This is a genomic window from Geobacter sp. (genome assembly GCF_030834625.1).
Taxonomy (GTDB): Bacteria; Desulfobacterota; Desulfuromonadia; order Geobacterales; family Geobacteraceae; genus Geobacter.
This window is the reverse complement of sequence record NZ_JAUQXO010000025.1, coordinates 63,205-74,456: the sequence shown is the minus strand read 5'-3', so window position 1 is coordinate 74,456 and position 11,252 is coordinate 63,205. Positions and strand designations below refer to the sequence as shown.

The following is an 11,252-nucleotide window of genomic DNA, read 5'->3' as shown; positions in this document are numbered from 1 at the left end:
CACAATACCACATTAATTACGAATATCAAGCAATATTGCAGATGTGTACGTACTACATAATCGACCAGAAAAAACCGACATCAGCAAGTGATATCGGCAGGTTACCTGTGACCAGGTAGGTGCAAAGTGTCAAAGTTCGGGAGACAAGCTGAATCTTGTCCTGCATTAACCCCAGCCTCCTTGAGGCCCCCTCGACCCCCTCCATCCTTTTTGAATTTGACAGAAGGCGGACCGGTTCGGTATACAGGGTTAACTGTTTTTTATCTCGGCGTTACATCTCCTGCGAAAACACGTTTTTCGCGAAGTTATTCAACCCTTTGAAAGATCGGTGACTTAACTCCCATGCCCAGATCACGAGAACTTGCCCAAGCCAATCTGGAAAATATTTACCGGATTTTTACCGTCCCGGAAGCCCCCGACTCCACTCTGGGTCGCATAGATCAGGCTATTACCGATGATCTGACCGGTTTTCTGCACGAGCATATCGTCGCCATTGAACGCGACCTCGATGAAATAGAGAAGGATTTTTCCCAGTCCCGCATCCCGGAAGATCCCACCTACGTTTCGGACTACACGGAATTCCTCAAGGAAAAACTCGTTTCTCAATCCGTGCACACCGCCTCGCCGGGGTTCATCGGGCACATGACCTCCGCTCTGCCCTACTTCATGCTCCCACTCTCCCGGATTCTGACTGCCCTTAACCAGAACCTGGTCAAGGTGGAAACCTCCCGTGCCTTCACCCCCATGGAGCGGCAGGTGCTGGCCATGCTCCATCGACTGATCTACAACGGCAGCGACGATTTTTACAGCCAGTGGATTCAGAACAGCAACTACTCCCTGGGCGCCTTCTGCTCCGGCGGCACCATCGCCAACGTCACCGCCCTCTGGGCGGCCCGCAACCGCCTCTGCGGACCCTCGGGCGATTTCAAGGGGATCGCGCGGGAGGGACTGCTCAAGGCTCTGCGGCATCTGGACTGCCAGGGCCTGGCCATTCTGGTGTCCCGCCGCGGGCATTATTCCCTGCGCAAAGCCGCCGACCTGCTGGGCGTCGGACGGGATAACCTCATCGCGGTGGAGACGGACGACAATAACCGCATCGACATGAAGCGGCTGCGGGAGCACTGCGCCAGGCTGCGAGGCGAAGGCATCCGTCCTTTGAGCCTCATCGGCATCGCCGGCACCACCGAGACCGGCAACGTCGATCCCCTGGAGGCCCTGGCCGATCTGGCCGCGGAGCTGGGCTGCCACTACCACGTGGATGCCGCCTGGGGCGGGCCGACCCTGTTTTCCGATACCTACCGGGGGCTGCTGCGGGGCATCGAACGGGCCGATTCGGTAACCTTTGATGCCCACAAGCAGCTCTATGTGCCCATGGGCGCCGGAATGGTGCTGTTCAAGGACCCTGCCACCCTCTCCTCCATCGAACACCACGCCGCCTACATCATCCGCCGGGGTTCCAGGGACCTGGGCAGCCGCACCCTCGAAGGATCGCGTCCCGGCATGGCCATGCTGGTGCATGCCGGCCTCTCCATCATTGGCCGCAAGGGATATGAATTGCTCATAGATCAGGGCATCAAGCGTGCCCGCCGTTTCGCCCGGCGCATTGACGCCCACCCCGACTTCGAACTGGTATCCGAGCCCGAACTCAACATCCTCACCTACCGCTACGTCCCGGCCTGGGTGCAAAAGACCCTGGCCCACGCCTCGGCGGAGCGGGCGGCCCGCATCAACGGCCTGCTCGACAAAATCATCGAAACCATGCAGAAACGCCAGCGCGAGGCCGGAAAGACCTTCGTCTCCCGCACCAGTCTCGCCCCGGGCCGCTACAACGGCGCCACCATCACCGTTTTCCGCGTAGTTATGGCCAACCCCCTTACCACCGAAGAAATCCTCGCCGCCGTCCTCGACGAGCAATGCGAGATCGCCACCCAGCCGGACATCCAGGCCCTGTTGGAGCAGATCAAGGAATAGTGCCTAAACATTGACAAGATGAACTGCGTTAATGTTTAGGCGTGATACCTGTGTTGTGACCTGACACCTGTGTTGTGACCAGCCCTTGCGGAGCTCCGCTCACCCCTGCAGGTTGTGCCAGAGATTGACCATGAAATCCTGCACGTTGGTCAGAATGGCCCGGGCTTGGCCGGAGCCCCGGTTGGCGAGCTTGTCCGCCCCGAATTCAGACATGTCGACGATGTAGAAATGGACCGGCCGCACCGTGCCGTCGTCCAGCACCCGGTAGCTGGGGGTCATGTTTCCGACGGCGATGGCGTGGAGTTGCGTGGCCAGGGCGATGACGGTTGTGGCGCGGCGGGCATGGGCGCGCATGGCGTCCTGTGCCTGGCGGGAGTCGGTGATGACGTCGGGGAGCGGCCCGTCGTCGCGGATGGAGCCGGCAAGGACCACCGGCACCCGGCGCTCCAGGCAGGCCCGGATGATCCCGTCTCCGATCCCCAGTTCGGCGATGGCCCGAGCCAGGGAGCCGTGGCGGAGGATCTCGTTGATGACGTCCAGGTGGTGGTAATGCCCCCGGGGAACCAGGGCCTGGGTGTAGATGTCCTGGCCGAGCCCGGTGTGGAACAGGGCTGCTTCAAGGTCGTGGGTGGCAAGGGCGTTGCCGGCCAGAAGGGCATGGCAGTAGCCGGCTTCGATCAGTCTGGCCATGGCGTCGCGGCTGTCCCGGTCGAATGCCACGGCGGGCCCCAGGACCCAGACGATGTATCCGTGGTCGCGGTCGTGGCGCAGGATGTCGTACAACTCGTCGTAGGAACGGGAAAAGGGGGTCTCCCGGGTGCCGCGGCTCCGGAAGGTGAACTTGTCCCCCCCCGCTTCCGCCGGGGCATCAAACCCCGTTGTGTGCACGTAGATCCCCTCTTCGCCGTTCTCCGTGCGCCCCACCACGACCCTCTCCCCTTTCCGCACCAGCCGGGGCTCCACCACCCTCAACGTCTCATCCTCAAGGATCAGCACCGCATCCATTCTGCTTTCGGCCGCCAGAAACCACCTGCCTCCGCCCAGATGGACATACTCGGGGTGGTTTGACGTGGCGTGGAAGCCGGGGGGGAGGACGCCGTCGCGGGGGGCTGCCTCCGTGTGGACCGGAGGGGCGGCGGCCAGGTCGGGACGGGTGAAGTCGGGGGGTGTGTATGGGGGGTAGGGGGGCATGATCGAACCTCGTCATCTGGGAAACCATGAAACACGGAGCAACGGAGCAACGGAGGAAAATCTGAGAAAACCAAACAGCAAGTTTTCTCATTCTCTGTACGCCCCGAATATTCGTTAACGAATTTGTTTTCTCTGTGTGCTCCGTTGCTCCGTGTTATTCCGACTGTTTGTAAAAGTAAATCCCTCGAACCCGCCGTTGTCAATGGTGCTGCCTGCAACCGGCGCTTCTTGTGGTACCATTCCAGAGACTTTCATCATTTTTCATTGCAGGGGAGTACCCATGACCGGCAGAGACAACCGCCCCATCCTTCTGGTCGCCCTCGGCGGCAATGCCCTCATCCGCCAGGGTCAGCGGGGGACCTGTGAGGAGCAGTTCGCCAACCTGGGGCGGCCCATGCAGCAGATCGCACACCTGGCGGACCGGTACCGGATCATCATCACCCATGGCAACGGGCCCCAGGTGGGAAACCTCCTGATGCAGCAGGAGTGCTGCCCGGAGGTGCCGGCCATGCCCCTTGAGATCCTGGTGGCCCAGACCCAGGGGCAGATCGGCTACATGATCGAATCGACCCTGGAAAGCGAACTCCTGGCCCTCGGCGGGGAGAAGCGGTGCCTGGTGAGCCTCATCAGCTACGTGCAGGTGGCGGAGGATGATCCCGCGTTCCGCAACCCGACCAAGCCGATCGGCCCCTACTACACCGGTGAGGAGGCGGCGCGGTTCCCGTGGCCCATGGTGAGCACTCCCAGGGGGCACCGCCGGGTAGTGGCATCGCCGGAGCCGCTGACCGTGGTTGAGAAGGATGAGATCAGCCGGCTGGTGGCGATGGATTTCATCGTGGTCTGCTGCGGCGGGGGAGGAATCCCGGTGACGAGGGAGGGGCGCGCCTTTCACGGCATCGATGCGGTTATCGACAAAGACCTGGCCAGCGCATGCCTTGGCCTGGAAGTGGGGGTGGATACCCTGGTCATCGCCACCGACGTGCCGGGGGTGGCCACCGGCTTCGGGACGGCGTCGGAGGTGTTCCAGAAACGACTGGATGTGGCCCTGGCGGAGCGACTGCAGGCGGCCGGCGAGTTCCCTCCTGGCTCCATGGGGCCGAAGGTGGAGGCGGCCCTCCGCTTTGTCCGCGGGGGCGGGAAGAGGGCGGTCATCTGCCATCTTGACGAGATCGAGTCGGCAGTTGGGGGCACGGCCGGGACAGAAATCACCGGAGGCACTGCATGAAGCGGAAACGGATCATCATCATGGGGGCGGCCGGGCGGGACTTTCACAATTTCAACTGCTGCTTCCGGGACAACCCTGCTTTCCGGGTCGTGGCCTTCACCGCGGCCCAGATTCCCTATATCAGCGATCGGCGGTATCCGGCGGAACTGGCCGGCAAACTCTATCCCCACGGAATACCCGTCTACCCCGAAGAGCAGCTCGCAGAGCTCATCCGCCGCCTCAAGGCGGAGCAGGTGGTCTTCGCCTACAGCGACATTCCCCACGAGCGGCTCATGCACATTGCATCACGGGTTCTGGCCGTGGGGGCCGATTTCCTTCTGATGGGGCCGGACGCCACCATGCTCGAAAGCCGGCTCCCCGTGGTTTCGGTCTGCGCGGTGCGGACCGGGTGCGGCAAGAGCCAGGTGGTCCGCTACTTCTGCGACATCCTCCGGGAGAGGGGGATCCGGCCCGTGGTCGTCCGGCACCCCATGCCCTACGGCGACCTGGCAGCCCAGGCGGTGGAGCGGCTGGAGGGCCCGGCGGACCTGGACCGCTTCCGGTGCACGGTCGAGGAGCGGGAGGAGTACGAGCACCTCCTGGACCACGGGGCGATCGTGTACGCGGGGGTGGACTACCGGCGGATTCTGCGTCGGGCCGAGAAGGAAGCGAAACTCATCATCTGGGATGGCGGTAACAACGACCTCCCGTTCTTCCGCTCCGACCTGGAGATCGTGGTGGTGGACCCCCTGCGGCCGGGCCATGAAACCTCCTGGTATCCGGGGGAGGTGAACCTGCGCCGGGCTGCCGTGGTTGTCGTGAACAAGGTGAATGCCGCCGATCCGGCGGCCATCGAGGCGGTGGAGTCAGCGGTGCGGGGCGCGAACCCGTCGGCCGCACTGGTGCGGACGGAGTCGGTCATCACTGTGGAGGATGGGGAGCGGATCAGGGGGAAGCGGATACTGGTCATCGAGGACGGCCCCACCATCACCCACGGTTCCATGCCCTCCGGCGCGGGGCTTGCGGCGGCCCTCCAGCACGGGGCGGCCGAGGTCGTCGACCCCCGCCCCTGGGCGGAAGGGTCCCTGCGGGAGGTCTATGCCGCCTGGCCCCACATCGGACCGGTCCTCCCCGCCATGGGGTATAGTCCCGCCCAGGTGGCAGACCTGGCCCGTACCATGGAGGCGGTCCCGTGCGATCTGGTGGTCGCCGCCACCCCCATCGACATCGCCCGCCTCACCGGAACGGGGCGGCCGGTTCTCCGTGCCTTCTACAACGTGGTCGAAGGGGAGGGGACGCCACTCAGGGGGGCGTTCGAGTCGTTCCTCGCCAGCCGTTCCATCCTGTAACAGTCCTCCTACATCTCCACCCGCGTCACCACTCCCTGTAATTTGGCTGCGGGAATCCGGTAGAACTGGACGAAGTTCGGGGTCTGGCGCTTGATGGTGGCAAAGACGCGCCAGATGGGGTTGTCGGTGGCGATGTCCTCGACGCCGTAGAAAATGACCTTTTCGCCGATGCCGTTCTCCTTGAGCAGTGGCTCGATGTCCAGGACCTCCATGTAGCCTGAGCGGATCTCAAAGACATCGATGCCCGAGGCCAGTCCCTTCTTGAGCATCGTTTCCAGGCCGAAGGGCTCGTCGGTGCGGATGATGGAGATGAGGACGTTGCGCTCGTAGATGATATTGCTGCGGATGATGCAGTGCACCACGTAGGGGGGGATGGTGTCCCACTCCTTGACGAAGAAGAGGCCGGTGCCGGGGATGTTTTTCCCCTTGGCGTATATCTGCTCGTAGGCGAAGCGGAACGTCTCGAAGTCCAAGGGCTTCAGGGCGCGGTAGAGGGCCCGCTGTCCCCGGGTCCAGATGATCATGACCGCCAGGGGGACCGAGGCGAGGACCAGGGACCAGTACCCGCCATGGGGGAGCTTGTGGAGGTTTGCGGTGAGATAGGCGAGATCGATGAGTGTGACCGCCAGGGCGATGGGGACCTTCCACTTCTTGGTGGTGCGGGAAAATATCATGGTCATCATGATGCCGGTGATGAACATGGTGCCGGTGACCGCCAGGCCGTAGGCCGCGGCCAGGTTCTCCGACTTCTGGAAGAGGATCATGATGAAAATGACCGCCACCAGGAGCGACCAGTTGACCGAGCCGATGTAGATCTGGGACTTAAGCTGGGTTGAGGTGTAGTCCACCTTCATGAGCGGCAGGATGCGGGTGGTGATCCCCTGGTAGACTATGGAGAAGACCCCGCTGATGAGGGCCTGGGAGGCGATGATGGTGGCCATGATGGTGAGACAGAGGAACGGGATGTAGAGCATCGGCACCTGGCTCTTCACCATGGAGAAGAGGATGTTCTTCGCCTCGGGGTTGCGGATGATGAAGGCCCCCTGTCCCAGGTAGTTGATGACCAGAGCCACGAAGACGAAGTACCACGCCCGGATGATCGGCTTTCTCCCCAGGTGCCCCATGTCGGCATAGAGGGCCTCGCCACCGGTGGCGCAGAGGATGACCTCGGACAGGACGAAGAAGCCAGCCAGGCCGTTGTGCTTCAGGAAGAGGATGGCGTGGTGGGGGCTGACCGCCTCAACCACCGCGGGGGTGCCGATGATCGACGCCACCCCTGACACCGTGAGGGCCGCGAACCAGATGACCATGATCGGCCCGAAGGCCCCGGCCACCTTGTCGGTACCCTTGAACTGAAAGATGAAGAGGACCACGGCGATGGCGGACGCCACCAGGATCAGGCCCCCCTGGGCCAGGTCCTCCCATCCCGGGATGAGCCGCATCCCCTCCACGGCGGAGAGGATACTGATGGCCGGGGTGATCACCCCGTCGCCCAGGAGCAGCGAGACGCCGAGGAACGCGAGAAAGCCCACGAAGGCCATCTGGCGTCCCGACTTGAGCATCCGGATCAGGATCTCCTTGAGGACGATGGTCCCCCCTTCCCCCTTGCGGCCAAGGCTCATGGCGAGCCAGGCATACTCGACGGTCACGAGGATGATGAGGGTCCAGACGATGAGGGAGAGAATGCCGAGCACATGCTCCGCGTCGGGCTTCGTGAGGGTCATGATGACCGTCAGGGTGTAGATGGGGCTCGTGCCGATGTCGCCGAAGACCAGCCCCATTGCCTTGACGATGCCCCCCCAGTAGGAGCTTCCTTCCGACTGATCCATGGTGTGCCTCCCGGATGATGTGCGTGAAGGGGCGGGAAACGGAAAAGCCGCCGGCAGACGCCGGCGGCCCTGTAGCCGCTGTCGTGCCCTTCCAGATGCCTACGAGGTTAGCTGACGGGCTCGAAGCTGAAAGTCTTCTATCCGGCGCCAGTGCCGGAATACGCCCCAAAAACTGGGTCCCCCGCATCCGTTCTTCCGAACGGATCTCGGCTGCATTTTTCGTTCATAGTATGCTCCGTTCCTCCAGGAGGTCAAGCCCTGGATTACATGCTGACGCTGCGCCGGCAGTTCCCCTGTCATTCAGCCCTCAGGCGATAGCCGACCCCCGGCTCGGTCAGGATGTAGCGGGGACGCGAGGGGTCCGGTTCGATCTTGTGGCGGAGGTTGCTGATGTTCACCCGCAGGACATGGGGCTGTTCCACGTAGGCAACCCCCCAGATCTGCCTGAGGATCTGACTGTGGGTCAGTACCTTTCCTGCGTGGACCACCAGGAGGCGCAGCAGCTCGTACTCGGTGGGGGTGAGCTGCACCTCGGCGCCTTCCACGGTTACGCGCCGGCGCGGGAGGTCCACCTCCAACCCACCGATCCGATAGACCGGCTCCGGGGCCTGCTGGATCGAACGGCGCAGCACCACCCTCATTCTCGCCAGTAGTTCCGCGATGCCGAAGGGCTTGGTCAGATAATCGTCCGCCCCGGCGTCGAGGGCATGCACCTTGTCGTCCTCCCGTTCCCGGACCGACAGCACGATGATCGGCACCGGCGACCATTCCCTGATTCGTCTGATGACCTCCACCCCATCCATGTCCGGCAGCCCCAGATCGAGGAGGATGAGGTCCGGTCGGACGGCCGCAGCCGCCGCCAGGGCGGCGTGGCCCGTTTCGGCCAGGTGGAGGGAGAACTCCTCCGCATCGAGGACGGTCCGGAGAAAGCGCCGGATTGCCGCTTCATCGTCTACCACCAGGACGCGAGACCGGTTTGTGTCGTTCGTTTCATGGGCCATTGACGCCCTCTCTTCCCCTGTCGGCCAGCGGCAGGGTCACCATCACTCTAAGCCCCCCGCCGGCCCTGTTGGCTGCGGCAATGGTGCCGCCGTGGGCCTCGACGATCCCCTTGCAGATGGAGAGGCCGAGTCCGGTCCCCCGGGCCCCCTCCGGCACCGGAATCCGGTAGAATTTGCCGAAAATCCTCCGCAGCTCCTCCTCGGGAACCCCCGGTCCCCGGTCGGCCACCTCGATGGTCAGCTCCCTGGCGGCAACCCCTGCAGTTATCGTGATGGGGGAGCCGGGCGGCGAGTATTTCACCGCATTGTCCAGGAGATTCACCAGAACCTGGGTCATCAGCACCATGTCGAGGGGGACCAGGGGAAGCCCTTCCGGGAGGCTGACGTCGACCCGCCGCCCTTCCAGTCGCCGGTCTGAAGCGTTGAGGGCGCAGCCGATCAGGTCCTGCACGTCGCACGGCTCCCCATGGGGCCTCACGGCACCAGCCTCTAGGCGGGTCATGTCGAGGAGATTCCCCACAAAACGGTTCAGGCGTTCCGCCTCCTCCAGGGCAGTATCCAGCAGTTCGCGGCGCGACCGGTCGGAGAGGGTTCCCCCATCATCCCTGAGGCTGCTCAGGATGCCGGTTATGGAGGCAAGGGGGGAGCGCAGGTCGTGGGAGACCGAGTTGAGCAAGGCCCGCTCGAAGCTCTCCCGGGCCTGGAGGATCTGGGCCTGCTGGGCCTGCCGGGAAAACTGGACCCGTTCCAGCGCCACTGCGGCCTGGCTGGCAAAGGCATCGAGGAGGCGCCGCGTCAGGTCGGATTTGTAGGCCGTATCGGCGGGGAGCCTCACCGCCAACACCCCGAGTATGCTCGCCGACGTCTTGAGCGGAAGATAGAGGCGATCGGCCGAACCGAGGGTTTCCGTCCCCCTCCCTGCCTCCTGGCCGTTACGAAACGCCCAGTCGGCCACGGCCCGCTCCTTCAGGTCGAGGGAGAGCCCCTGGCTGGTGGCGGCCACCACGAGCCGTTCCTCTTCCGGGAGAAGGACCGCGAGCTGTGCCCCGAGGGTCTCCTCGATATTCCGGATGACCGCCGCCATGATCCCCTCCGCGTCGACGGCAGCGGCAAGGTCGCGGCTCAGGTGGTAGAGGCTTGCGGTCTGCGCCTCCCGTTCCCGCACCGCCTCGGCCCCCTCACGGGTCTGGGAGACCAGGGTGCTGATCACGACCCCGACAATGAAAAGAGCCGCGAAGGTGATCAGATATTCGGTGTTGGCCACCGCAAAGGTCAGGTGGGGCGGGATAAAGAAGAAGTCAAAGGCGAGGACCCCGAGAAACGCTGTCAGGACCGCCGGCTTCCGCCCGAGCCGGACCGCCGCCAGGACCACCGCCAGGAGATAGACCATGACCATGTTGGTCGGTTGCAAAAAGGGCTTTGCCCCATAACAGACCGCCGACGCCCCGGCGACCAGCATCAGGCTTCCCAGATACCCGGAAAGGGAGAGGGGACGCCGTGGTCTTGCTTTCACCTGCTTTTGCCCGAGTTCCTCCGGGGTAAAGCTCACCACCACGACGTCGATCACTCCGCTCAGGCGGATGATCCGATCAACGACGGGAGTACTCAGCATCTCGCGCCAGCGGGGGCGGGACGGCTTACCGACCACGATCTTCGTGACATTGTGCCGGACGGCGTACTCGACGATGGCCTCGGGAGCCGAGGTTCCCGGCACGGTTGCCACCTGGGCGCCGAGACTCTCGGCCAGGCGCAGGTCGCGCCAGACCCGCTCGCGGTTTTCGCGGACATACCTGCTGCTGCCGGGGGTCTCCACATAGACCGTGATCCAGGGGGCCTTCAGTTCATCGGCAAGACGGCGGGTGGCGCGGATCAGCTTCTCGCTGGAGGGGCTGCCGCTCACGCAGACCAGGAGCCGCTCCGCCGCCGGCCAGGGGCCGGGGATGGAACGGGTCTCCATGTAGGCGCGCATCTCGTCGTCGACGCGGGAGGCGGCCCGCCGCAGGGACAGCTCCCGCAGGGCGATGAGATTGCCGGGACGGAAGAAATTCTCCATGGCCCGGGCTGCCTTTTCGGGGATGTAGACCTTCCCCTCCCGCAACCGCTGCAGCAGGTCGTCGGGGGAGATGTCGATGAGCCGGATCTCGGCGGCCTGGTCCAGGAGGGAGTCTGGCACCGTCTCCTGCACCACAACACCGGTGATCTGGGCGACGATGTCGTTCAGGCTCTCGAAATGCTGGACGTTGACCGTGGTGTAGACGTCGATGCCGGCGGCAAGGAGCTCTTCCACGTCCTGGCAGCGCTTCTCGTGACGGGAGCCGGGGGCGTTGGTGTGGGCGAGCTCGTCCACCAGGACGATCTGGGGCCTGCGGGCCAGCACCCCATCGATGTCCAGTTCCCGAAGCTGAACCCCCTGGTAGTCGACCATGACCGGCAGGATGATCTCCAGCCCCTCCAGAAGGGCATCGGTCTCCGAGCGGCCGTGGGTCTCCACGTAGCCGGCCACCACCTCCCTCCCTTCCAGCATCCGCTGGCGGGCCTCCTCCAGCATGGCGTAGGTCTTGCCGACTCCTGCCGCATAGCCGAGGAAGATCTTCAGCTTTCCTTTCCCCGCCTCGGCCTCTTCGGCCTGGGCAAGCTTCAGAAGGGACTCGGGGGAGGGGCGGATGTCGTCGTTGTCAGCCATCGTGTGCACTCCACCAGTCTACGG

The 11,252-nt window shown here is 63.9% G+C and carries 7 protein-coding genes and 1 riboswitch; of the genes, 3 read left to right on the top strand and 4 right to left on the bottom strand.

Annotated elements, in window-relative coordinates; genetic code table 11:
- Nucleotides 1–342 precede the first annotated feature (342 nt).
- Nucleotides 343–1,971, top strand: a complete 1,629-nt coding sequence (gene panP / locus RCH91_RS06460) for a pyridoxal-dependent aspartate 1-decarboxylase PanP (protein ID WP_306533792.1) — start codon at nt 343–345, stop codon at nt 1,969–1,971.
- 99 nt (nt 1,972–2,070) lie between these two features.
- Here the strand turns inward: panP and RCH91_RS06455 are convergent, their stop codons facing one another.
- Nucleotides 2,071–3,162, bottom strand: a complete 1,092-nt coding sequence (locus tag RCH91_RS06455) for a hypothetical protein (protein ID WP_306533791.1) — start codon at nt 3,160–3,162, stop codon at nt 2,071–2,073.
- A gap of 280 nt (nt 3,163–3,442) precedes the next feature.
- On the opposite strand from RCH91_RS06455, the gene arcC reads away from it, so the two are divergent.
- Both arcC and RCH91_RS06445 read left to right on the top strand, forming a co-directional pair.
- On the top strand, nt 3,443–4,387 hold the full coding sequence (gene arcC, locus RCH91_RS06450; RefSeq protein ID WP_306533790.1) for a carbamate kinase: 945 nt from the start codon (nt 3,443–3,445) through the stop codon (nt 4,385–4,387).
- Nucleotides 4,384–5,715, top strand: coding sequence for a cyclic 2,3-diphosphoglycerate synthase (locus tag RCH91_RS06445; protein ID WP_306533789.1), 1,332 nt, complete (start codon nt 4,384–4,386; stop codon nt 5,713–5,715). The genes arcC and RCH91_RS06445 overlap by 4 nt, the downstream gene beginning before the upstream one ends.
- 8 nt (nt 5,716–5,723) lie before the next feature.
- Here the strand turns inward: RCH91_RS06445 and RCH91_RS06440 are convergent, their stop codons facing one another.
- The 3 genes from RCH91_RS06440 to RCH91_RS06430 form a co-directional block, all read right to left on the bottom strand.
- Nucleotides 5,724–7,544, bottom strand: a complete 1,821-nt coding sequence (locus tag RCH91_RS06440; protein WP_306533788.1) for a KUP/HAK/KT family potassium transporter — start codon at nt 7,542–7,544, stop codon at nt 5,724–5,726.
- 81 nt (nt 7,545–7,625) lie between these two features.
- A riboswitch (cyclic di-AMP (ydaO/yuaA leader) is annotated at nt 7,626–7,766 on the bottom strand.
- A 74-nt stretch (nt 7,767–7,840) separates the two neighbouring features.
- Complete coding sequence (locus RCH91_RS06435) at nt 7,841–8,545, bottom strand: response regulator (protein ID WP_306533787.1); 705 nt, start codon at nt 8,543–8,545, stop codon at nt 7,841–7,843.
- On the bottom strand, nt 8,535–11,228 hold the full coding sequence (locus tag RCH91_RS06430; RefSeq protein WP_306533786.1) for a sensor histidine kinase KdpD: 2,694 nt from the start codon (nt 11,226–11,228) through the stop codon (nt 8,535–8,537). Before RCH91_RS06430 ends, RCH91_RS06435 begins: the two co-directional genes overlap by 11 nt.
- Nucleotides 11,229–11,252: the final 24 nt, after the last annotated feature.

Coding starts and splice junctions, on each gene's coding strand:
- panP (WP_306533792.1), top strand. CDS start 343: ATGCCCAGATCACGAGAACTTGCCCAAGCCAATCTGGAAAATATTTAC.
- RCH91_RS06455 (WP_306533791.1), bottom strand. CDS start 3,162: ATGCCCCCCTACCCCCCATACACACCCCCCGACTTCACCCGTCCCGAC.
- arcC (WP_306533790.1), top strand. CDS start 3,443: ATGACCGGCAGAGACAACCGCCCCATCCTTCTGGTCGCCCTCGGCGGC.
- RCH91_RS06445 (WP_306533789.1), top strand. CDS start 4,384: ATGAAGCGGAAACGGATCATCATCATGGGGGCGGCCGGGCGGGACTTT.
- RCH91_RS06440 (WP_306533788.1), bottom strand. CDS start 7,544: ATGGATCAGTCGGAAGGAAGCTCCTACTGGGGGGGCATCGTCAAGGCA.
- RCH91_RS06435 (WP_306533787.1), bottom strand. CDS start 8,545: ATGGCCCATGAAACGAACGACACAAACCGGTCTCGCGTCCTGGTGGTA.
- RCH91_RS06430 (WP_306533786.1), bottom strand. CDS start 11,228: ATGGCTGACAACGACGACATCCGCCCCTCCCCCGAGTCCCTTCTGAAG.